20 protein-coding genes and 1 CRISPR repeat array are annotated in these 24,269 nt (G+C 35.5%); of the genes, 3 read left to right on the top strand and 17 right to left on the bottom strand.

Annotated elements, in window-relative coordinates:
• Positions 1 to 165: 165 nt before the first annotated feature.
• Genes OH814_RS06215 through OH814_RS06235 form a run of 5 tightly spaced genes read right to left on the bottom strand, consistent with a single transcriptional unit; the run spans position 166 to position 6,018 of the window.
• The gene (locus tag OH814_RS06215) at positions 166 to 1,548 is read right to left on the bottom strand and encodes an MFS transporter (protein ID WP_308827547.1); all 1,383 of its coding nucleotides are present in this window, start codon (positions 1,546 to 1,548) and stop codon (positions 166 to 168) included.
• Between the two features lie 3 nt (positions 1,549 to 1,551).
• Positions 1,552 to 2,067 (bottom strand): nuclear transport factor 2 family protein, encoded by a 516-nt coding sequence (locus OH814_RS06220; RefSeq protein WP_308827548.1) that lies wholly within the window; start codon positions 2,065 to 2,067, stop codon positions 1,552 to 1,554.
• A 31-nt stretch (positions 2,068 to 2,098) separates the two neighbouring features.
• Positions 2,099 to 3,949, bottom strand: a complete 1,851-nt coding sequence (locus OH814_RS06225) for a glycoside hydrolase family 13 protein (RefSeq protein ID WP_308827549.1) — start codon at positions 3,947 to 3,949, stop codon at positions 2,099 to 2,101.
• 9 nt (positions 3,950 to 3,958) lie between these two features.
• The gene (locus tag OH814_RS06230; protein ID WP_308827550.1) at positions 3,959 to 5,005 is read right to left on the bottom strand and encodes a M14 family metallopeptidase; all 1,047 of its coding nucleotides are present in this window, start codon (positions 5,003 to 5,005) and stop codon (positions 3,959 to 3,961) included.
• 14 nt (positions 5,006 to 5,019) lie between these two features.
• Positions 5,020 to 6,018, bottom strand: coding sequence for a bile acid:sodium symporter (locus OH814_RS06235; RefSeq protein ID WP_308827696.1), 999 nt, complete (start codon positions 6,016 to 6,018; stop codon positions 5,020 to 5,022).
• Positions 6,019 to 6,102: 84 nt separating this feature from the next.
• Here OH814_RS06235 and OH814_RS06240 point away from each other — a divergent pair, with 84 nt between their 5' ends.
• Complete coding sequence (locus tag OH814_RS06240; protein ID WP_308827551.1) at positions 6,103 to 6,264, top strand: hypothetical protein; 162 nt, start codon at positions 6,103 to 6,105, stop codon at positions 6,262 to 6,264.
• 10 nt (positions 6,265 to 6,274) lie between these two features.
• Here the strand turns inward: OH814_RS06240 and OH814_RS06245 are convergent, their stop codons facing one another.
• From OH814_RS06245 to OH814_RS06260, 4 genes are all read right to left on the bottom strand, one after another.
• Positions 6,275 to 8,434 (bottom strand): glycoside hydrolase family 97 protein, encoded by a 2,160-nt coding sequence (locus tag OH814_RS06245; RefSeq protein WP_308827552.1) that lies wholly within the window; start codon positions 8,432 to 8,434, stop codon positions 6,275 to 6,277.
• A gap of 79 nt (positions 8,435 to 8,513) precedes the next feature.
• A complete protein-coding gene (locus OH814_RS06250; protein WP_308827553.1) occupies positions 8,514 to 9,629 on the bottom strand; it encodes a SusE domain-containing protein in 1,116 nt (371 codons plus the stop codon).
• Between the two features lie 18 nt (positions 9,630 to 9,647).
• On the bottom strand, positions 9,648 to 11,210 hold the full coding sequence (locus tag OH814_RS06255) for a RagB/SusD family nutrient uptake outer membrane protein (RefSeq protein ID WP_115619457.1): 1,563 nt from the start codon (positions 11,208 to 11,210) through the stop codon (positions 9,648 to 9,650).
• Between the two features lie 10 nt (positions 11,211 to 11,220).
• Positions 11,221 to 13,962 carry a SusC/RagA family TonB-linked outer membrane protein gene (locus OH814_RS06260; RefSeq protein WP_308827554.1) on the bottom strand — a complete coding sequence of 914 codons (2,742 nt, stop codon included), beginning with the start codon at positions 13,960 to 13,962 and terminating at the stop codon, positions 11,221 to 11,223.
• A 328-nt stretch (positions 13,963 to 14,290) separates the two neighbouring features.
• Here OH814_RS06260 and metG point away from each other — a divergent pair, with 328 nt between their 5' ends.
• Both metG and OH814_RS06270 read left to right on the top strand, forming a co-directional pair.
• Positions 14,291 to 16,327 carry a methionine--tRNA ligase gene (gene metG / locus OH814_RS06265; protein WP_308827555.1) on the top strand — a complete coding sequence of 679 codons (2,037 nt, stop codon included), beginning with the start codon at positions 14,291 to 14,293 and terminating at the stop codon, positions 16,325 to 16,327.
• A 63-nt stretch (positions 16,328 to 16,390) separates the two neighbouring features.
• Entirely contained in the window at positions 16,391 to 16,636 is a 246-nt protein-coding gene (locus OH814_RS06270) for a hypothetical protein (protein ID WP_308827556.1), read from the top strand.
• A 46-nt stretch (positions 16,637 to 16,682) separates the two neighbouring features.
• Here OH814_RS06270 and OH814_RS06275 read toward each other — a convergent pair whose 3' ends face one another.
• From OH814_RS06275 to cas1, 8 genes are all read right to left on the bottom strand, one after another.
• Positions 16,683 to 18,275 (bottom strand): family 10 glycosylhydrolase, encoded by a 1,593-nt coding sequence (locus tag OH814_RS06275; protein ID WP_308827557.1) that lies wholly within the window; start codon positions 18,273 to 18,275, stop codon positions 16,683 to 16,685.
• Between the two features lie 210 nt (positions 18,276 to 18,485).
• Positions 18,486 to 18,719 (bottom strand): type II toxin-antitoxin system RelE/ParE family toxin, encoded by a 234-nt coding sequence (locus OH814_RS20625; RefSeq protein ID WP_374990558.1) that lies wholly within the window; start codon positions 18,717 to 18,719, stop codon positions 18,486 to 18,488.
• Positions 18,707 to 18,892 carry a hypothetical protein gene (locus OH814_RS06280; RefSeq protein WP_308827558.1) on the bottom strand — a complete coding sequence of 62 codons (186 nt, stop codon included), beginning with the start codon at positions 18,890 to 18,892 and terminating at the stop codon, positions 18,707 to 18,709. The genes OH814_RS20625 and OH814_RS06280 overlap by 13 nt, the downstream gene beginning before the upstream one ends.
• A gap of 90 nt (positions 18,893 to 18,982) precedes the next feature.
• Complete coding sequence (gene typA / locus OH814_RS06285) at positions 18,983 to 20,788, bottom strand: translational GTPase TypA (RefSeq protein WP_308827559.1); 1,806 nt, start codon at positions 20,786 to 20,788, stop codon at positions 18,983 to 18,985.
• A gap of 284 nt (positions 20,789 to 21,072) precedes the next feature.
• A complete protein-coding gene (locus OH814_RS06290; RefSeq protein WP_308827560.1) occupies positions 21,073 to 21,621 on the bottom strand; it encodes a type 1 glutamine amidotransferase domain-containing protein in 549 nt (182 codons plus the stop codon).
• Positions 21,622 to 21,699: 78 nt separating this feature from the next.
• Positions 21,700 to 21,966, bottom strand: coding sequence for a DUF1294 domain-containing protein (locus tag OH814_RS06295; protein ID WP_308827561.1), 267 nt, complete (start codon positions 21,964 to 21,966; stop codon positions 21,700 to 21,702).
• A gap of 124 nt (positions 21,967 to 22,090) precedes the next feature.
• A CRISPR array of direct repeats spans positions 22,091 to 22,830; the repeat unit is 47 nt; unit sequence GTTGTGAATTGCTTTCATTTTTGAGTATCTTTGAGATATAACACAAC.
• Positions 22,831 to 22,887: 57 nt separating this feature from the next.
• Positions 22,888 to 23,226 carry a CRISPR-associated endonuclease Cas2 gene (cas2, locus tag OH814_RS06300; protein WP_308827562.1) on the bottom strand — a complete coding sequence of 113 codons (339 nt, stop codon included), beginning with the start codon at positions 23,224 to 23,226 and terminating at the stop codon, positions 22,888 to 22,890.
• Between the two features lie 146 nt (positions 23,227 to 23,372).
• Entirely contained in the window at positions 23,373 to 24,266 is an 894-nt protein-coding gene (gene cas1 / locus OH814_RS06305) for a type II CRISPR-associated endonuclease Cas1 (RefSeq protein ID WP_308827563.1), read from the bottom strand.
• Between the last annotated feature and the right edge of the window lie 3 nt (positions 24,267 to 24,269).

Genomic DNA, 24,269 nt, shown 5'->3' on the forward strand with positions numbered 1-24,269 from the left:
AACAAAGAATATTAAAATTTGACCATTTTAAAGTTATACAAAGCTGTAAACTTAGCTAAGAAATACAAAAAGCTATTAAAAAAGCGGACTAAAGTCCGCTCCTATTGATATATAATGGTGATAATGTTGAATGTTATCAAAAATAATTTCTAACTTCTAATTAAATTAAAAATGTACCTGTTGTATTTCTTCTTCAATTTCTTTTGGATTTGAATCGTCTGTTTTAATAAAAATTAAGGTAAGAATTGCCGCCAAAAGCATACAGATTCCACCAACAACAACATAACCCATTGCGTAATTTCCGAAAGCACCTTTTACAATTGGCCCTCCAAAAAGTCCGTTGATAATTTGAGGAATCACAATAAAGAAGTTGAAAATCCCCATAAAAACGCCCATCTTTTTTTGTGGAATTGCATCGATGAGCATTGCATAAGGCATTGCCAAAATACTTGCCCAAGCAAAACCAAGCCCGATCATTGAGATCCAAAGTAGTGAAGTATCTTTGATAAAATACATTGAGATCAGCCCTAATCCACCGCAAAAGAGAGCCAAAGCATGGGTTTGTTTTTTGCCAATCAACTTAGCAATCGGCGTTAATAAAAAAGCAAAAGGAATCGCCCAGAGATTATACATCCCAAATAATTTTCCGGTAAGATCACCTGCTTTATTGAAAGCAACAGAATGCGTGTCTTCCGGAGAAAGACCGAATTGATGAGTTGCTAAAGCACTCGTCGTAAAAACCCACATCGTAAATAAAGCAAACCAAGAGAAAAACTGAACAATACCCAGTTTTTTCATCAAGTTCGGAATTTTAGCAAAATCACTAAAAATATCTTTAAATTTAGAAGGTTCTTCTACAATTTCTTTTCCGCCTTCAAACTCAGCAAATTCTTTTGGTGAATATTCTTTTGTAGTAACAATTGTATAAATGATCGTCAATAAAAGAATTCCGGCACCAAAGTAAAATGCATAAATCACATTATCAGCGACAAATCCTGCAGGAGCAACATTAGAAACGCCTAATTTAGTTAGCCAATCCGGCAGATAAGATCCGATAACTGCACCAATACCAATTAAAATCGTCTGAACTGAAAAGCCTAAAGTTCCCTGATGTTTCGGAAGCATATCGCCCACCAACGCACGAAATGGTTCCATAGCTACATTAATAGATGCATCCATCATCGCAAGAAAAATCACCGCTAAAAGCAAAACATTAGCAGCCATCATCTGGGTTGCAGAAGCTGCATTTGGAAGCAAAACCAAACCAATCGCGCAGAGAATTGCACCGATTAAAAAATAAGGTTTTCTACGACCCAAAGGACTCCATGTATTGTCGCCCATATGACCAATGATTGGCTGAACGATCAAACCAGTAATCGGCGCAACCAGCCAAAACCATGAAAGCTCATGCACATCTGCACCGAAGTTCCCCAGAATACGGCTTGCATTTCCGTTTTGAAGCCCAAAAGCCATCTGAATTCCCAAAAAACCCATGCTCATGTTGATGATCTGAGCCATAGACAAATTTGGCTTTATTTTATTTGCCATTTTTTACTTTGCTTTTAATTTGTCGATGAGCGCATCTTCTATTACCCTTTTTTCGTCAACTACTCTATCAACAATCTCATTGGGAACCGTCATCGAAAGCACATATTGTTTTACTTTCCATACACCATTTATTTTTTCTAAAACTCCGGAACCACGGCAGATTTTCATTTGAGTATCCAATAATTCATCAAACCAAGCCAATTTTCCATCTTTTGCAAAGTAAATATTTCTTTTTAATGAAGTAAAATCCCACGTTTTCTTTTTATCAAAATGTGGTTTTGCCCAGACCATAAACTCCTTTTTGTCCCAGATTTCTGTTGCATCGGTTCCGATAAAAGTAGATTCTTCAGCAAAAAAATCAAAATAAGTTTTGTAATCTGCTTTTGCAGCTGCAATATTGAAATCATCGAGCATTTTATTGATCGCTGTTTTCTCTTTATCAAATCCTGTTTGAGCAGAAACTGCTGTAAAACTCAAAACAAATAAAGCAAGTGTTAAGAATATTGTTGTCTTTTTCATATTTAATCTTTTTTATTTTTAACTCAAATATTTAGTTAAGTTCAATAATCATTGAGGTTTTTGCAGGAACTATTAAATTATTCTGCAGAGAAATTTCTTTTCCTGAAATAATATCTTTCCCTTTTCTTGACGATTTGATGGTCTCTGAAAAACGTTTTAAATCTAGAGTTTCATCTTTATCATTATTGTTTACTACAACCATTACGGTTTCTTTTTCGTTGTATCTAAAGTACACAAAAACATTATTCTGAGGAACGAAATTTTTAGTTTTTCCGGTATGAATAACTTCTTTTCCTTTTCTCCAGTTCAGTAATTTTTGAGTAAAATCATAAAATTCTTTTTGTTGTGGAGTTTGGGTTGAAGGATTTAGGGCATTCTGTTTATCAGATTTCCAGCCACCGGGAAAATCTCTTCGGATATCTGCGTCGCCGCCTTTGTTTTTGTCGCCACGCATTCCAATTTCTGAACCGTAATAAATCTGCGGAATTCCGCGTACGGTCGAGAGTAATGTCAAACCTAATTTATAGGCTTTTGGATCACTGTTGAAAATCTCATTCCATCTTTCGGTGTCGTGGTTCTCAAAGAAAACCATCACATTGTTGATATCAGGATAAAGAAAATCATTTGTAAAGCTGTTGTAGAGTCTATTCATCCCATTATTCCAGCCATCTTTTTCTTTGATAGCTTTCGGAAGCTCATCATAAAGCATAAAATCCATCACTGAAGGCAGATTTGAATTATAATTCGCCGCTTCTCCCGTTTTCGAATCTTTTTGCCAAGCTGAAATATGACCTGCCGTATTCAGCCATGTTTCACCAACAATATTGAATTTCGGATATTCATCGGTGATCGCTTTTGCCCATTTTGCCATTGCTTCTTTATCGTTGTAAGGATACGTGTCTACACGAAAACCTCCTAATTCAGCATACTCAATCCACCAGATTGCATTTTGGGTTAAATATTTTAAAACCAAAGGATTTTTCTGGTTTATATCGGGCATTGTGGTATCAAACCAGCCGTCAAGAGCTACTCTTTTATCAGCTTCAGAAGCGTTTATATCAAATTGTGTCGTTGTTTTGTAATTGGAACGTTTAAAACCATTTTTTTCATCGCTAAATAAATGGATCCAATCTTTTGTAGGCAAATCTTTGATCATCCAATGAGAAATTCCCCAGTGATTGGTGACGTAATCCATCACCAGTTTCATGTTTCTTTTGTTTAATTTTTGGGAAAGTTCCCGGTATTCTTCGTTGGTTCCGTAGCGGCCGTCGATTTTATACAAATCGGTTTGAGCGTACCCATGATAAGAATAGACTTTTTCGTTGTCTTCGTTTACAGGCGTTAACCAGACTGAAGTTGCTCCTAAATTTTGGATATAATCAAGATTGTTAATAATTCCACGCAAATCTCCGCCATGCCGACCGTTTGGTAAAGTTCGGTTTGCTTTTTCGGTCAAATTCGGCATCGAATCGTTATTTCCATCACCATTTGCAAAACGGTCGGGCATTATTAGATACATTACATCTTTGGAAGTAAAAGATTCTCTATTGGCAGAATTGGGATTTCTCTTTTTTAATTCATAGTTGTAGGAATCAACATTTTTCTTGCCTTTTTTAATATTAATTTTAAAGTTTGAACCCTTAACTTCGTTGGTATTGACGGTAACAAAAAGATAGTTAGGATTTTCAACTTTTTGAATATCTACTGCTTTTATTCCATCTGAAAGCTCGATTTCATTATTAGCGATGTCTTTTCCATACACAAGAATCTGGATTTCGGGATTTTTCATTCCCTTCCACCAAAACGCAGGTTCTACTTTCTGAATCTGGGCAAAAGCGACAGCGGATGCCGACAAAGCAAAAATGGCATATATTTTTTTCATAAATAGTTATTAAGATTTGGTATAGCCGATACAAAAGAGCGTTTCTCCTTTATTCACAGGCGGTGTACCGACTTTGTATAAAATAATTCCGTTGGTTTCTGAGATAATGTCTTGTTTCTTCTTTCCAAATTCATCAGTGATGTATCCTAAAATCTGGTTTTTGCGTACGCTATCCCCACTTTTTAAAAGGCTGTAGAAAATTCCGTTTTCAGGAACACGGATGTAGTCCTGATTGTCGAGTTGTATAGTTTTGGCCTGTACTTTATTTTTAAATGGCGAAGAATACATGTTAGAATACTCCAACATTCTGTAAACAGCTGTTTTGATCATCTGAACATTTTCATTCTGAACAGTCCCTAATTTTCCGGCTTCGATACTTAAAGCCGTAATTCCCTGTTGTGCTGCCTGTTTGAAAGCATATTTTGCAGGTTCTGTTTGGGCTAAATTATAAGGATATGAAACAACATACTTCATTCCTGATTGCCGGGATAAAGATTTTGCGGCATTTGTTTTTTCGGGAGTATCTTTTCTGTCGTAATAGCAAACGAAGGGTAAAAGATCTTCATTGGCATCACCACCGTGAATATCTAAAAATATATCTGAATTTGAAATAATTTCTTGAGTTATTAAATGGGCAATCTGATCGGTCGGACTTCCAATTGGTGAACCGGGGAAAGCGTTATTTAAATTTTTCTGATCGAGAGGATTTACAAACGGCGTTCTCTTCTGAAAAGATTCTACATTGGCAATCGGAACAATAATTAAAGTGCCTTTGAGATTTTCAGGTTTTACTTCGTTCAACAATTCCTCAATGGCAATGATGGGCGGATATTCGTAGCCGTGAATTCCTGCGACAATACTGAAAACGGGGCCTTTCTGCTTGCCTTTTATAATCGTTACGGGAAAATATGTTGCTTTTGTATCTGCTTTAATGGAAAATATAGTGTCTTTTCTGAACGATTCTTTTTTATTCAGAATTGTGCGAACAGATTGTGCATTCATCATTGAAATAAGCGAAAGTGCAGACAGAGAAGTGATTTTTTTGAGCAAATTCATAGATTTAAAGATAATTAAATAATTTCTTGTACCTCAACAACGGTATACTTTTTTGAAAGATAACTTGCCAGCCAACTGACATAGAAAAGCTGGAAACTGTGATAAATCATTACCGGCAACAAAAAGAGAACTTTCTGATCATTGGGAATACCTAAAACAAGGAGAAATAAACTGCCGTGAACCAGTGATTTTTTGGAACCACAGAATGTTGCAGTGATGATATCTTTAGGTTTAAATTTAAGTTTTGTCGCAATCAATTTTAAAATAAAGTAGGTTGTAAAAAATAAAAATATAACGCTGAATGCTAAGACGACAAAGACTAATGCAGGTACCGAAACAAAGACATTTTCTAAAAATGCTGTCGAAAAACTTTCATATACAATCAGCAAGATAATGAGGCGGTCGAATTCTGAAATAATGTTTGCGTATTTGTTCACCCATTTTTTGAACAACGGATTCAGCAGAATTCCTAAAATAATGGGCAGAAGGACTTTGAGTAGAAGTTGCTCAATAATTTCGGTCTGATTACCTCCTTCACTGTTTGCTGTGAGAAAGAAACTCATCAGCAATGGTGTCATTATAATTCCGATAATTCCGGAGATAGAGGCGTTGAAGATCGCGGAAGTTACATTTCCTTTTGCAATAGAAACCATCACGACGGATGAAGAAACTGTTGACGGAAGACTTGCCAGAAAAAACACCGAAAGCCAAAGATTAAAATACTCCGAATCTTTTGCAAACGGATAGAATATCAGCGCCAGTAACGGAAAAATAATAAAAGTACCGGACTGAATCAGCAGGTGTAATTTCCAGTTGGATACGTCTTTTACAACTTCTTTCAGATTTAGTTTTAGACCATACAAAAGAAATATTACGGCAATTCCCCAATCTATGAAACCTGCGAGATTGAAATATTGATTATAAGATTCGTGAAACGGGATCAGCTTTGCCAGTAAGACCATTACGATCAACAAGAGAAGAAAAACATTCTGCTTGCTGAATATGGTAGTCATCAACTTCATCTGTAAGAATTTTAAATTTCAATTTACAAAAAAAACTTTGTCGAGAGCTTTTAAACCTCAACAAAGTTTGAATATATGGAGCTTATCTTAGCCCTGATCGCAACGACATCCTTTTTTGTTTTAGGCAAAAGCCAAGGAAAAAAAAGATACAGTGAAGAGCGGGAAACAGCTTCTAAAAATAAAATTACGTATAAAATTACCCGTCTTTCCCGCTGCGCTCAAATCTATCCTTCATAGAGGGCGAATTTTATTTCACAGGTTTGATAGAGATCGCAAAACCTCCGCTTCTTACCATTTTGAAAGGAATTTTAGACTTGCTCGTGATCTGCTTTTTGTAGATATTGTAGCTTTGAGGATTGTCGATGTAATCTGCATCTTTTCCGTCCTCATAAATTACTGCCTCATATTTTTTACCTTTATCCAGGAAAGAAAAATCTACTGTATAGTCACGCTTATTTTCATCGGTAATTCCGCCTACAAACCAGTTTTCTGTACCTTTTGCTTTTCTTGCCGTAATGACATAATCTCCAGGTTCAGCTGATAAGATTTTGGTATCATCCCAATCTGCTGCAACATCTTTGATAAACTGGAAGGCATCCATGTGCTTTTTGTAGTTTTCAGGTAAATCGGCAGCCATCTGAAGCGGCATATACATCGTGACATACAATGCCAACTGCTTTGCCAGTGTTGTTTTTACAAAACGGGTATCTCCAGGGAAGTAATAATCTAATTTGGTCTGGAAAATTCCCGGCGTGTAATCCATAGAACCTCCCATCCATCTTGTAAATGGAAGAATTGTCTGGTGATCAGGATTGTTTCCTCCGAAAGCTTCGTATTCTGTTCCACGAGCTGCCTCAGCAGAAATGTAGTTCGGATAGGTACGGCTTTCTCCTGTAGGACGCACCGATTCGTGAGAATTGATCATTATTTTGTACTCGTTTGCTTTTTCTGCAATTCTGTAATAATGATTGATCATCCATTGAGAATAATGATGCTCACCTCTGGGAATAATATCTCCTACATATCCTGTTTTCACAGCATCATAGCCATATTTATTCATCAACTGAAATGCTTTATCAGACCATCTTTCATAGTTCGTTGCAGAACCTGAAGTTTCGTGGTGCATAATCAGCTTAATTCCTTTTGAATGTGCATATTCGTTTAACATTTTGATATCGAAATCCGGGTATGGCGTAATAAAATCAAAAACATATTCTTTTGAACGTCCGAACCAGTCTTCCCAACCCACATTCCAGCCTTCAACTAAAAGTCCCTGAAAACCGTTTTCAGCTGCAAAGTCGATATATTCTTTTACTTTTGTATTGTTGGCGCCATGTTTTCCATTAGGTGTAAGTTTGGTAAAATCGGTCTCCCCTAAACGTACATTTGATTCCGGCTGACCGTATGCCCACTGAGATTTCCCGATAATCATTTCCCACCAAACACCCATATATTTTGTAGGATGAATGTAAGAAGTATCGGTGTATTTAGTAGGTTCATTCAGATTAAAAATCATTTTAGAATCCATCACATCTTCTGCTTTCGGAGCAACGATAATGGTTCTCCAAGGCGTAACCATAGGAGTCTGCATATACCCTTTGGCTCCCTGCCTGTCTGCCGTAAGATGAGTTTTCAGCTTAAAATCCTGAGCATCAACTTCCAAATGAGAAGCAGGATAATCTAAAACTGCTGCCTCGGCAACGTTGATATACAAAGGCTCTTTCCCTTCTTTTTTCAGCATCAAAGGAGACTGAACTGCATTTTTGATTAAGGTCTGAGAAGCATTGGCATCAGCAGCTTTTGGCCATCTTGCAGGAATTTCTGAAACTTTTGTTTCCTGATATTGATATTCCTGAGAATCGTAATCTGCAACCATCCACCAGGCTTTCATATCTGAAGGGAAATCGATCTCTGAATCTTCTTCACGAATGACAAAATAATTCAAATTTTTCTGCTGGGGGAACTCATATCTGAAACCTAACCCATCATTGAACAATCTGAATTTAACAATGATATTTCTGTCTGTACTCGCCTGATTGAGCGTAACTGCCAATTCATTATAATTGTTGATATAATTTTTCTTTTCACCTAAAACAGGCTGCCAGGTTTCGTTTTTCGAATCTCTTTTTTCGTCAGTTTTTGCGAAACCGCTATTTAAATCTAGTTTTGCATCTTCAGGTTTTGCAATTTCGGAAGCAAATTTTATTGAAGAATCTTTAAAAATTCTCAATCCTAATTTTGAATCTTCAACTACCGTTTTACCGTTATATTTAAGATTGTAATAAGGAACGCCTTGTTTCAACTGGAAATCCATTTCGAACTTTCCATCCGGCGATTTTAAAGATTGTGCATTGGCACCTCCAAACATCATTGAGAGCAAAAATGCTCCGATTGTCATTTTCTTCATATTGATTATTATAAACTTTAAAAATAAAAAAACTGCTGCTTTACAGCAACAGTTTGCTATGTAAATTAGGTAGTATATGTTATAATTTCGTAACAGTTAATTTGTAATTAGCAGAATTATGTAAATCTAATTCGATTTTATAATTTCCTGAAACGGAAACTTTGTAAGCCGGATCTCCAGTTACAGTACCTTCTGTACTAAAGAAGGTCTGAACTCCTGTACCTGAAGCTAAAGTTTGATCTGCTGCAGCAGGCTGAATCTTCATTGCCCAGTCATCATTGGCTCTGAATTTAAAAACTCCTCCAGCAGTTAGAGCTATTGAATTGATAACGTAAGTTCTCGTAGCAGAATTGTAAACCAAATCTGTATCTGAACCCCAACCAGCAGGAGTAGCGTCACCGATCACACCAAAATTAGCCAAGACTGATGAGTAGGTATTTGCTACCCAATCAACTTTGATATATCTGGTTCCTGCCACAGTAGCTTTGATATCTGAACCATCTAAAGCAAGTTTTCCTGTAAGCGTGCCATCATCTCCTTTATTTCCCGGCCAATCCTGATTGATCGTAAACTTATATTTTCCATCATCACCAGCTACACTTGAAACATAAATAAAACCTCTGTATTTATTATCTTTCTCTGGAGAATAAAGATTTGCCGTATTTGCGGGAGCCCAGCCAGTATAACCAGATGTTGCACCAAACGCACCCGGAACATTTATTTTCGGATATGCATTGTCAGGATTTGGAGTATAAGGAGTCACTGAAATTGTCACAGGAGAAGAATACACTTTTTTCTGTCCCAAAACAGTAACAAGTCTTGCTTCGATCTGGCTTACCACATCAGCAGTAGCTCCTAAATCAGACATAATCATATTAAGCTGTGCATGGGTAACTGCAGATGTACTTACATTACTTCCATAACCAATTATGGTAGAGTTTAAAAAATTATTCCCTTTCTTAGCAAATTCAATTTGTTGAGTTGGAACTATTGCTACGTTGAATGTAGGTTTTTGCCATGTAAAATTTACTGCTGCAGTTTCTGAAACGAGCTCGCTTAAGACTACTATTGTTTTATCTGCTTTTAATGAACTTGTCGTAAGCTCGCTTACTACCGTCGTATCTTCATCTTTTTCACAAGCAGAGAACAAAAACAAAACTGCAAAAACTGAAAATATTTTATATATATATTTCATTATTTAAGATTTTAACTATTAATACCCAGGATTTTGAACTAAATTATAATTTACTACAAGATCGTTGTTTGGAATCGGGAAAATATTTCTGTAATCTGCTACACCTATCCCATCTTTCACGTTTCCTTTCCAAGGCCATAAATATGCTGACGTAGTAAATTTACCGAATCTGATCAAATCACTTCTTCTTGTCATTTCCCAAGATAATTCTCTTGATCTCTCGTCAAGGATAAAATTCAGATCAATAGAACTTACAGTTGACGCATTAGCCCTTGTACGTAATGCATTAACATATCCCAAAGCTGTCGCTGAGTTGCCTCCACCGCCTCTTAAGACTGCTTCAGCATACATCAGGTAAACATCAGCTAGTCGGTAAATAGGAAGATCAGTTTCAACCCAGTTATCATGTATTCCAGCCTGACCGGTACTTTTTACATTTTTATATTTTATAAACGCATATCCATCATTAAAGTTTGCAAGATCATTGATTTCTAAAGTCTGACCTGCTGTGTGGAAACGACCTCTTAAATCACTTGCCTGAAATTTCTGAACGAAAGCTTTTGTAGTTCGAATACCACCCCAGCCACCATTAACACCGAATGAGGCAGGAACCATGGAACCTCCAATTGATGCGTGAACCAAGAATGTAGTACCACCATTAGTCTGAGTATACTGACCATCATAAACCACTGAAAATATATTTTCAGGGTTATTTACATTGTTGTCAGCAAGGAAAAGTTTTTCGTATGAAGGATTTATAGAATAACCTGCAGCGATTACTTTGTTACAGTTTTCAATAACGTCTGCATATCTTTCGGTGTTATTATATACCTTTGCATTCAGATACAATCTTGATAAAAGTGACCATGCAGCAGCTTTGTCAGCACGACCGTAGTCATTTGTTCTGGGAGCCTTTAGCTCTGACTCCGCTAATTTAAGTTCGGACTCAACGAAAGTAAATAATGCAGCTCTGTTCATTTGTTTTGGTAAAGTTCCAAAAGTTGTCTCATCTACCATAGGAACATTACCATACATATCTAAAAGATGATAATATGCCTGAGCTCTCAAGAATCGGGCTTCTGCTCTCATCGCTTTTGCCTCATCAAGATTTGCTCCAGAAATACCATTCTGCCCCAGCATTTCATTGGTAGTATTTTTAATAAATTCATTACAGAATGCAATCTCAGTATATAGTCTATAATACATTGCATTATTGAATTCATTGGCAGGAGTCCATGTCATTTTATGAAATTCAGGAAGTGTTCCGTCATTCCATCCAATCACTGCTTCGTCAGTAGTGATTACATTCATGATGTAGAGAAGTCTCATATAGTTAGAGAATCCACCGTCAATATCAGCAATATCACCATTACCGTCACCTCCAGACTGTCCGCCCACAGCCAAACCACCATAAAGTTTTGCTACAAGATTTTTATAATTTCCAAAGTCTTTGTAAAGACTTGCAGCAGTAATTTCTGTAATTGGCTCTTGTCTTAAATCATCTGCACAAGAATTTGCGGTAAGGCTTAAACCCAACATTGCAACAGCAAGAGATATATTTTTTATTTTAATATTTTTCATTTTTTACTTATTAAAATTGAAAGTTAAGACCTAATGAATATACTTTTGGTCTCTGGTAAAATCCATTATCAATATTTCCGAAGATTTCAGGATCTACCCCTGAATATTTTGTAATCACAAAAACGTTTTGTGCCATCCCATAGATTCTCAAACTCGTTCCCTTATTAAAGATATTTGTAAAATTATATCCTACCGTCAGGTTGTCCATTCTTAAAAATGAAGCATTTTCCACAAATGCGTCACTCCAATATTGTGGAGTTGCAAAACCGTAGTTAAGAGCCGTAGTTGAAATATTTTGAAGGTAATCATTGGTTTGAATACTTTGAACATTAGACTGTGAAGCAAAATTATTGTAAACGTAATTTCCTACTACCGCTCTCAAACTTGTAGAAAAATCCCATTTTTTATATCTCAATTTTGTTGAGAAACCAAATGTTGCATCTGGTGTCGTAGATTTGTATAGATATCTGTCAGCAATGTCAATCTTTCCGTCGTTATTGCGGTCAACATAAACTCCTTCCAAAGGTTTACCATTATCATCATACACTTGCTGGAACAACCAGAAACTGAATGGAGTATTTCCTACGACATGTGCCTGAACATTGTTTCCAATACCTCCGGAAATCCCTCCCTGCTGAATCAAATAATCAGGAGCAACATCCTGAAAATTGGTAATTACAGGGTTGTAATGAGCAACATTGAAGCTGAAATCCCAGTTGAAATTCTCTGTTTTTACAGGAACAACGTTAATCAAAAATTCAAGACCGTCAGTTTCCATAGATCCTACATTTTTGATGTTGGTATTACTGAACTCGCCCGCCGGAACCTGTACTCTTGCCAACAAATCTCTTGTATTTTTCTTAAACCAATCGAAAGATCCTGTTATTCTATTATTTAAGAAACCAAAGTCAATACCTGCATTTATGGTTTCAGTCGTCTCCCAAGTTAAGTTAGGATTATACTGTGTCGGTCTGTACATGTAGAAAAACTGATCTCCAAAGCCATATTGTGCTGTAGCATCCGAAATATTATAAGATGCAAATGAATTATAATATCCTCCTACTTCCTGCTGACCTGTTTCACCCCATCCTGCTCTAAGTTTTAAATCTGAGAAAACTTTAGAATCTTTCAGGAAATTTTCATTTTTCATCTTCCATGCTCCTGAAACAGCAGCGAAAGTTCCCCAGTTATTTTTTAAGTCTACTCCGTTGTAGAATCTTGAAGTTGCATCTCTACGTACAGATCCAGTAAGAATATATTTATCTGCAATTGTAAAAATACCTCTACCATAAAATCCTAACAGTACAAGATTGCCTTCATAATCTCTAGGTGCTGAAACCGCATTATAAGACGGATCACCATTATAAGTCAGCGCTCCAGGAACTTTATCATTAAATTTCTGGTAAGAATAACCTGCAAGTAAATCAACTTTAGTATTAACGAAATCAATATTTTTAACGTAGTTCAAATACGTTTCCAATAATTTGTTTGATTTCTCCTGAGTGTAATCTCTCCTTGTTCCCAAATTAAAGAATGTAGCTCTGTACCCTGCGTATTCTGTAACAGCTCCAGTACCTTTTTGATAATCATATCCTACATTAATATTCCAGTGAAGATCGGGTAAAAAATGAAATTTATAATCCAACTGTAAACCTCCAATCCCTCTAAACACTGTAGAAACGTCTCTTCTGGCTTCCAAAGATGCCAATGGATTTGCTGTTCCGTTTACATTTAAGCTATTATTTAAAAACCATTCATAATAATTACCCACCTGAGCACCCTGAGCAGAATTATCATTAACATTCTGAGTAGGATCCATCTGCTGCGCTGCTCCAATCACATTTGCAGGAAATCGGTTTTCTGTCATCGACCCCTTGATGTTGACATTAATGCTTAAGTGATTGTCAAATAGTTTTGGTGTAAGGTTGATCCCAACAGAAGTTCTTCTGAATTCGTTGGTTCGTACAATACCATTCTGCTCATTATATCCTAGTGATAATCTGTATGGAAGTTTTTTGATTCCGCCAGAGATTGCAACATTATTATCTGTACCCCAAGCCTGTTGATAAATAAGATCCTGCCAATTTGTATTTGCTGTACCCAACATATCGATATACTTTTGTTGAGAAGCATTTTCCGTCACATATTTTCTGAATTCATCACCAGTAAGGACATCTTGTATTCCCATTTTTGTTGATACTGATGCCAAAGTGGAAAAATTAACTTTTAGCTTACCTGCAGAACCTTTTTTTGTAGTAATTAGAATAACTCCATTTGAAGCCCTATTACCATAGATTGCAGCAGCTGAAGCATCTTTCAAAACGTCAAATGATTCGATATCGTTTGGATTGATCAATGCTAAAGCATTTGAAGCACCCGAAACACTACCAAAATCCATCGGGATTCCATCTATGACTATAAGAGGGTCATTTGAAGCCGTTAATGAAGCCCCACCTCTAATCCTGATTGTAGAGCCAACACCTGGCGCCCCACCGTTACCCGTTACCGTTACACCAGGAGCTTTACCCTGTATTAGCTGATCGGCAGATACTGCACCTCCGTTAAAGTCTTTTGATGTAATCGAAGATATAGATCCTGTAAGGTCTTCCTTCTTTTGCTTTCCATATCCAATCAAAACAACTTCCTCGATTGCCTTCTCCTTAGTTGTAGAGTCTTGTACCTGTGCATGAATCATGGAACTAGCCAATAAAAATGCAGGTGCAATTTTTAATACTGTCGTAAAATTTTTCACAAATTATATTTTTATATAGTTTCTTTTATTTAAAAACTGCCTTAGCAGTCTTGCAATTTAAAAAAAAATTATAATTATCTTAATTTTATATTAAGTTTAGTTAATATTTTGTAAATTTAACGAATTATTAATGTTAAATCACTGATAATAAAGATATTATATAAAACTATTCACTACATAATATCTACTTAACAGAGAAAAATAATTAAACAAATGTTTAACTACTATTGATTCATTTTGATAAAATAGCATCTCTTTTTTGTAGAAGTTTTATAAATAGGCATTGCCAAATTATCTTTATCTTTGCAGACTTAAAACTATACTATAAATGTCAAACAGAAAGATGATTACGGCGGCTTTGCCATATGCAAACGGACCGGTTCATATTGGGCATTTGGCTGGAGTTTATATTCCTGCAGATGTTTATGCGAGATTTCAAAGAAGATTAGGAAAAGATGTTGCTTTTATCTGTGGATCAGATGAGCACGGAATTCCTATTACCATAAGAGCTAAAAAAGAAGGGGTTACACCACAGGATATTGTCGACAAATACCACGAAATCATCAAAAAATCTTTTTCAGATTTAGGAATTTCTTTTGATGAATATTCTAGAACAACATCAGCTAATCATCGTGAAACAAGTCAGGATTTCTTTAAAGTTCTTTATGAAAAAGGGAAATTTTCGGAAGAAATGTCTGAGCAATACTTCGATGAGCAAGCCAATGAATTTTTGGCTGACCGATATATCGTTGGAACTTGTCCGAATTGTGGAAATGAAAATGCGTACGGAGATCAATGTGAGAAATGCGGCTCTACCCTTTCGCCATCAGAATTGATCAATCCAAAATCGATGTTGAGTGGAAATGTTCCTATTTTAAAAGAAACAAAAAACTGGTATTTACCATTAAATGAATACGAAGATTTCTTAAACGAATGGATTATTGAAGGTCACAAAAACGACTGGAAACCTAATGTTTACGGGCAGGTAAAATCTTGGTTAAATGATGGTTTAAAACCTCGTGCGATGACCAGAGATCTGAATTGGGGCGTTCCTGTTCCTCTTCCAAATGCAGAAGGAAAAGTTTTGTATGTATGGTTTGATGCACCGATTGGTTACATTTCTTTCACCAAAGAATGGGCAGCAAAAAATGGAAAAAACTGGAAGGATTACTGGCAAAGTGAAGAAAGCGACTTAGTTCACTTTATCGGAAAAGATAATATTGTATTCCACTGTATTATTTTCCCTGCGATGATGAAGGCTCATGGAGATTACAAAATGCCAAAAAATGTTCCTGCTTTTGAATTTTTGAACCTTGAAAATGATAAAATTTCAACTTCCAGAAACTGGGCAGTTTGGGCACACGAATATGTGGAAGAATTCCCGGGACAGCAGGATGTTTTGCGTTATGCATTGCTTTCTTCAGCTCCGGAAACAAAAGATAATAACTTTACGTGGAAAGATTTCCAGACTAAAAATAATTCTGAATTAGTAGGGATTTTCGGAAACTTCATCAACAGAGTTGCGGTTTTAATTCATAAATATTATGATGGAACTGTTCCTCAAGGAGATGTGAACGCTCCGGAATTAGCGGAAATCAATAAATCAGCGAAAGAAATTTCAGGATTCTTAGAAAATTATGAATTCAGAAATTCTTTAACAGCTTTAATGAATTTAGCACGTTTCGGAAACCAATATCTTCAGGCAGAAGAACCTTGGAAAAGCATTAAAGATAATCCTGAAAAGGCGGCACATTCATTATTTGTCGGAGCTCAGATTGCTGTTGCTTTAGCACAGTTGTGTGAACCATTTATGCCTTTCAGTTCTGAGAAATTATTGAACATGTTTAATGTTCAAAAATCAGATTGGAATACTGTTGAAACAAAAACCGTTTTAATTGAAACCGGTCACCAAATCAACGAATCATCTCTTCTTTTCTCAAAAATTGAAGACGACGTTATTGAAGCTCAGATTCAAAAATTAGAAAATACAAAACAAAGCAATAAAAAAACCAATCCTAACGCCAACCCAATGAAAGAGGAAATACAGTTTGATGATTTTACAAAAATCGACTTGAGAACAGCAACAATCATTGAAGCTGAAAAAGTAGAAAAAGCAGATAAATTATTAAAACTAACTGTTGATACAGGTGTTGATGTAAGAACTGTTGTTTCTGGGATTGCAGAAAGCTTTACTGCAGAAGAAGTGATCGGAAAGCAGGTAATGATTTTATTAAACCTTGCTCCAAGAAAAATCAGAGGAATAGAATCTCAGGGAATGTTGCTATTAACAACAAAACCAGACGGGAAATTATCTTTTGTAGCACCGGATGACAGCAATGTTGAGAACGGTATCGAGATCGGATAAAAATCTTTTTTAAAAGCTATTTTGAAAGTTAAATTTATATTTTTGTACTAGAAAAAAATTAAAATGGACGACAAAAAATTTAATTTTATACAATTCATAAATGAAAAAGGGTTTGAAAATGTAAACCTTAACAAGTTTATTTTCGAATATTCGGATGAGTACCATGTATTACTGCGCATTGAAGATGGTGATTATATAATTCCATTTGGATTATCTGAGCGCTTTAAAAATAAAATTCCAGATAATTTACATGAAGCTGAAAAACAATTTAACACAATAGCTGATATTTTAAAAATAAATTATAAGTAAATAAAAAGACGCAAAATTTGCGTCTTTTTTTGTTCAATAACATATTTTATTTGATTTTCTTTGCCATATAATCGCTTTCATTTCCTAAACGATCAATCGCTTTTATTGCAATAGCATTTAAATTTTTACCATCTTTAAACTTAGGAATTTCTTTTGAAAGGTTATCTAAAGTAAGTATTTCTGATTCCCAAACTCCGTTATATTGCGTAAAAAGCACCCAGTGAAAAACATTCCCTATATTTTTTGTGCTCCAGCTTGTTTGTACAGAACTTCCGTTATCATTGATGAATAGCGTTGGTTTTTCTAAAGGAGCCATTTTTATCCACGGGCTTTTCGGAGTCAACGCTTTCTCTTTATAAGGTCCGTTTTTTAAGGTTGGAAGCATGTTTGAACTTTTCGTTAAACCCGCAATACTCCAATGTATTTCTCCTGCATCATCCTTTAAAATCTGCCTTGACAATTCCACCTGATTTTTAATTTCACCCGGTCTGTCGGAAACTTTCACTTCAACCGTATTTAAGCCCGGCCAAAGATGACGGTTCATTGTATTTTCAGATTTCCACCAATTTAACAGAGAAGCAAACGCTTGTCCTTTTGAATCGATCGGCCAATACAGCTGTGGAGAGAAATAATCGACCCAGCCATTATTTAACCATAATTTAGCATCAGCAAATAATTCGTCATATTGTGAAGAACCAACAACTCCTTCCGGATAACCCGGTTTCCAGATTCCAAACGGGCTGATTCCGAATTTTACATAATTTTTTTCAGCGTGGATTTCTTTATAAATTCTCTCTACAAATTTATTGACCTGATCTCTTCTCCAGTCTGGTCTCGAAAGTGTTCCACCTGAACTTTGATAGATTCTCCAGCTTTCGTGATCCGGAAAATCTGCACCTCTATTATAGGTTGCATACGGATAAAAATAATCATCAAAATGTATGGCATCCAAATCATATCTTTTTACCAAATCTTTTACAACATTCGAAACATGTCCCTGAGTTTTCGGATTGGCGGGATCAAACCAATACATTCCGTTTTTCAATTTAATGGTAATATCCGAAAGTTTATTGACCATCGATTGGTTAGAAACCGCTCCTCCATTAGAGTGATGTGCTCTGTAAGGATTCAGCCAAACATGCAGCTCCATCCCTCTTTTATGGGCTTCTTCAATCCAAAACTGCAACGGATCATAATTTGGATATGGAGGTTCGCCTGTTTTTCCGGTCAAAAAATAAGACCAAGGTTCCAATTCGCTTGTATACAAAGCATCAGCAGACGGACGTGCCTGAAAAATCACTGCATTAAAATTATTTTCCTGAAGCATATTCAACATACTGATCGCTTCCGCTTTTTGCTGATCTACGGAAAGATTATTTCTCGAAGGCCAGTTGATATTGGCAACACTCGCAATCCATACTCCACGAAATTCTCTTTTGATCGCTGGAAGATTGGCTTTAAACTCCTCATTCACAGGAATCGCTGCGATAGGAGGAACTAATTTGGGATTTGGAGTTTTAGTAGTATTATTAGAGACTTTATCTTTTACTTTCGGCTTGTTTTCTCTTACAGCACACGAAGTACTGAAAGAAGCAAACATACCCAATATGCAGACTAATTTTATTGTAGAGATTTTCATATATGATTCCAAAAAAGGATTTCTGAGTTATTCAAAACACAAAACTAATGATATAAAGATAATTTGAGAAATATGTTACTGTAAAATTTAGTTAAAACGAAAAAAGCCCCGAAAATCGAGACTTTTAGATTATTAAAGAATAGTTTAATGCATTATTTCATTCTATGCAATATATCTTTTGCACCGTGATGAATTAAAAGAATATGAATTTCATTTTGAGATATGATAAATTATTATGTAATTTCCTTCAAAAATCTCTCTTACATTATTATTGTCTATTTCCGAAACTCGTTTTCCAACAATCATTCCGGTTTTTAAAATTTCAGTTTTATTTTGAATTTTTTCAATTTGAAATCTCGCATATCTTTTAGAATCTAGGCTTATAAAATCATAGATTTCTTTTAAATCTATTTTAGCTGATCTTAGCCATTTTATTCGAACCATTGTCCCATTTCCTTTTTGAGATCTTCTTCTGAAATGGTATCATCTTCATCTGATTCTTGTATTCTAGTTTCAAGCTTTTCTATCATGATTAGTCTTTCAATTACCTCATCTATGCTTATTTCATCCGGAAATTTATCTATCTGTTGATGTAATTTTTCTTTAGTAATTGTCATACTATTAATATTTTAGTATTGCTAAATTAGTAAAATAAAACAAAAAAAGCCCCGAAAATCGAGGCTTTAAATATATCTGAGAATTTCGGATTATGCTTTCGCTCCTCTTTCCATTCTTTTTCTTTCTTCTTCAGAAAGGATTTTCTTTCTCATACGGATGAAGTTTGGAGTTACCTCGATTGCTTCATCAGCCTGAATATATTCCATACATTCTTCAAGAGAGAATAAGATTTTTGGAGCAACTCCTGTATCTTTATCTTTTCCAGAAGCACGCATATTATTCAATTGTTTTGCTTCCACGATGTTTACCACTAAGTCACCCGGCTTGTTTTGCTCACCGATAACCATACCTGCATAGATCTCCTCGCCCGGATCAACATAGAACTTACCTCTATCCTGTAATTTAGCAATAGAATATTCTGTAGCCGGACCTTGAGTTTTAGAAATCAATACACCGTTACTTCTTCCAGGAATCGCACCTTTGAAAGGCTTGTATTCTGTGAAACGGTGTGCCATGATAGCTTCACCTGCAGTAGCTGTCAACATCTGAGAACGCAATCCGATCAAACCTCTAGAAGGAATTTCGAATTCCATATGCTGCATTTCCCCTTTAGTTTCCATAATGTGAAGGTCACCTTTTCTCTGAGTAGCCAAGTCGATTACTCTTGAAGCATATTCTTCAGGAACGTCAACAACCAAAGATTCGTAAGGTTCACATTTTTCTCCGTCGATTTCTCTCAAGATAACCTGTGGCTGACCAATAGTCATTTCATACCCTTCTCTTCTCATTGTTTCAATTAAAACTGACAAGTGAAGAATACCTCTACCGAATACCAAGAATGTATTTGCATCATCAGTCTGCTGAACTCTTAATGCAAGGTTTTTTTCTAATTCTTTAGTTAATCTTTCTTTCAGGTGATTTGAAGTTACAAATTTACCGTCTTTACCGAAGAAAGGTGAATTGTTGATCGAGAACGTCATGTTCAAAGTAGGCTCATCAATTGCAGTTCTTGGCAATGGCTCAGGATTTTCAAGATCTACGAAAGAATCTCCAATCTGGAAAGCATCAAAACCTACTACAGCACAGATATCTCCAGCTTTTACTTCAGTTACTTTTTTCTTTCCAAGACCTTCAAAAACGTATAGTTCTTTTACTTTTCCTTTTAAAACTTTTCCGTCCGCTTGCGCAAGACCGATCCATTGAGATTCTTTAATTTCTCCTCTGATCACTTTTCCGATTGCAATTCTTCCTAAGAAAGAAGAGAAATCAAGTGAAACGATTTGCATTTGTAAGTTACCTTCCTCAACTTTAGGCTCAGGAACATACTCTAAAATACCATCTAATAATGGGAAAATATTGTCAGTTTGCTCTAATGAAGTGTTGAACCATCCTTGTTTTGAAGAACCATAGAACGTTGGGAAATCCAACTGCTCTTCTGTAGCTTCAAGATTAAAGAACAAATCAAATACCTGATCGTGAACCTCTTCAGGACGACAGTTTGGTTTGTCAACTTTATTGATAACCACTAATGGTCTAAGACCCAATTCTAATGCTTTCTGCAAAACGAATCTAGTCTGAGGCATAGGTCCTTCGAATGCATCTACCAATAAGATAACACCATCTGCCATTTTTAAAACTCTCTCTACCTCACCACCAAAATCGGCGTGACCAGGAGTATCGATAACGTTGATTTTAACGTCTTTATAAGTAACAGAAATATTTTTTGATAAAATGGTAATTCCTCTTTCTCTTTCAAGATCGTTGTTATCCATTATTAATTCTCCACTTTCCTGATTTTCTCTGAAAATGTTTGTAGCATGAATAATCTTATCAACCAAAGTAGTCTTACCGTGGTCAACGTGTGCGATAATCGCAATATTTCTAATGTTTTGCATGAATGATTTTTACGGGTGCGAAATTAGTGATTTTTAATTAATTAACCACTATCAATATTCATTTATTAACAAATTCATAATGAGAAGATTGATGAACGATGGTGAAAAACACGTTATAAATAGTGCATTTTCAATGGTTGAGATTAAAAAATTCTAATCCCGTGTTAGGTACGAATAATGATGAAAATTAAAATATAAGCTTTAATCTTTATGAAAATCAATATTATATAAAAAGAAGACCTGAATGCAATATTCAAGTCTTCCTTACTCCTAAATAAAACGTCTTATAAATTCTGATCTTCGTGTTTACCTTCATTGATTTCTTCAACCAATTTAGCATTAAATGCAGGCAAATCTTCCGGAGTACGGCTTGTGACCAAACCATTATCTACCACTACTTCACTGTCTTCCCAAACGGCACCAGCGTTTTTCAAATCTTTACTGATAGAATTTACTGATGTCAATTTTCTGCCTTGCACTGCTTCAGCATTAATAAGAATCTGTGGGCCATGGCAAATTGCTGCAACCGGTTTATGCTGAGTAAAAAAGTCCTTTACAAAATTAAGTGCTTCATCATTAGTTCTCAATTGATCGGGATTGATTACTCCTCCAGGCAGAACCAAAGCATCATAATCTGATGCGCTCGCTTCACCAATCGTTTTATCAACATTGTATTCTTTTCCCCAATCTTTTTCTGCCCATGCTTTTATGGTACCAGATTCTGGACTAATAATATGAGCCGTCCAACCCTGTTGTTCCAAATGTTCTTTTGGAGATTTCAATTCACTTTCCTCAAATCCGTTTGTTGCTAGAATTGCAATTTTCTTTGACATAATAATATTTTTTGGGTGTTAAAATAGATATGTAAGAAAATATAATGCCTACTCCGATGATTGTGGTATTAAAAAATGTTAAAAATTCACTTTAAAATTTTTCATTATTCCAAATATAATTAGCTGAACAAAAATTACGATAAGAAGTTTAAGAATAAAAGATTTTTTTGATATTTTATGTCTAAAAATCATCATCGCTAACAATGCTCCCAAAGTACCTCCTAAAAAAGTCAAACTCAGAAGAAATAGTTCTGAAACTCTTCTTTTGTTTTTTTTAGCATACCATTTATCTACTCCGAAAACTATAAAAGTCAAAATATTTGACACCAAAAGAAAGTAAATCATTCGCAAAAATAGGAATATCTTTTATGAATATTTTTTGGGATGTGATATTATTTCGTTTCTTTTATTTTTGAGTATCTTTTAGATATAACACAACAATTGTGCTCTTCTAATTCTTCAGCGGTATGTTGTGAATTGCTTTCATTTTTGAGTATCTTTGAGATATAACACAACCTAATATATTTTATAATATTAACTTAAACTGTTGTGAATTGCTTTCATTTTTGAGTATCTTTGAGATATAACACAACCTAATATATTTTATAATATTAACTTAAACTGTTGTGAATTGCTTTCATTTTTGAGTATCTTTGAGATATAACACAACCCCGTTCCCTGGGTGGACCACAGGCCCGACGTTGTGAATTGCTTTCATTTTTGAGTATCTTTGAGATATAACACAACAATTCATCAACAACACCGTAGTAACAATTAGTTGTGAATTGCTTTCATTTTTGAGTATCTTTGAGATATAACACAACAGGAATGTCTCAAGTGTCTGGCATTATGCTGTTGTGAATTGCTTTCATTTTTGAGTATCTTTGAGATATAACACAACGGATTAATGGCCGGAGATAAAGTGCTGGCTGTTGTGAATTGCTTTCATTTTTGAGTATCTTTGAGATATAACACAACAAATTTTTTAAAAGTTAGTACTAATGATTTGTTGTGAATTGCTTTCATTTTTGAGTATCTTTGAGATATAACACAACTTTGTTTTATTTCCTCGGTTTTAGATATGCGTTGTGAATTGCTTTCATTTTTGAGTATCTTTGAGATATAACACAACAGGAGGTTTTTCTGAAAAAGTTACTTTCAAGTTGTGAATTGCTTTCATTTTTGAGTATCTTTGAGATATAACACAACCTCAAAATTCAACCCATTGTTATTCAATGGGTTTTGTTGTTTTTTAGGATTTGAAATTTAGAATAATTCAAGCTGTTGGAAGGTGGGCGGCGGTTCTTCTTTATTTCTGGCAAAGAATATTTCAATGTCGCCAAATTGCTTATCGGTAATACACATGATGGCTACTTTTCCTGCCTTTGGAAGATTAAACTTCGTGCGCTTAATGTGCACCTCAGCATTTTCACGACTTGGGCAATGGCGAACATACATGGAAAATTGAAATAATGTAAAGCCATCATCAATTAGGCCTTTACAAAAGCGGTTGGCATCTTTCATATTGGCTTTGGTTTCCGTTGGTAAGTCGTATAATACTAAAACCCACATAATTCGGTAAGCGTTAAACCTTTCGGCATTCATTTTTCATGGTTTTGTTTTGCGGTATAATGGTTGCAGCCCGACTTGAGCGGAAATCCTTTTTTGCTTGCTCTCAAATACTATTTTATGTGAAATCGTCTGCAAAAAAGATTGGGAGCGGAAGGCGGAAAAGCTGCCCATAAAAAAAATCACTGTAATTCTGGATAGGAAATCATTCTTTTTTCGCCGGTGTAGCATTTATAAAGCGAGGTTACAGTTGTTTTTACAGAAATTAATAAAGGTCTTGTTTTATCATCAATCCGAACATCTTTTGTGGCAATTTGGAGGATATGGGCTTTGAACTCTTTGGTTAATTCTTCGGTTTCGGGATGTATTTCAAGCCACTGCATGACTAGCAAATCTACAAATGGGCGGTAAGGCTCCATCAAATCATCAGCAAGACAATAAGGATTGTATTTATTTTTATGGAAAATTCCGAGAACCGGAAGCAATCCTGTTTCAACTATTGCTCTTGCGACAATACTTCTTAGAACGGCATACCCGAAATTGAAAAACTGATTGGGTGAATCTCCAAAACGCTGTCTCAGGAAATCCAAACTGATGAGATATTTCCAGTAATGTTGTGCGGCGATGCCTTCCATATTGGTAATATCACCGCTTTTAACATTGTTTTGATACTCAAGCATTGGTTCGTAATAGTTTCCTAATCGCCGGAGAACTTCTTTTTGGTTCTCAATTTTACATTCGATAGTTTGTTTCCAGAGTTGCTTTTTGAGCGGTTCACTTGCTTCTAACTGGTCTTTTACCCTATCCGAATGTTCCGAATGCCCATATAATGGAAGCATAATTCCGTGTGGCAAATGATGGGAATCGCAACTTACTACTACAACATTATTTCCCATCATTTTCTGAATCAGTTGATGCGAAATGGTAATTTGAAAATGATCTAACATCAACAAACCCAAATCTTCCACCGGCACACTCCCCTTTTCGATTTTAGTTTCCGGACAAAGGATTTTCATCTGATTGTCTTTGAGTTTCAGATAGGTGGGATTGCCGATGTAGATGGAACGGGTTATCATAGA

Source organism: Chryseobacterium sp. CFS15, from assembly GCF_031118795.1.
Classification (GTDB): domain Bacteria; phylum Bacteroidota; class Bacteroidia; order Flavobacteriales; family Weeksellaceae; genus Chryseobacterium; species Chryseobacterium indoltheticum.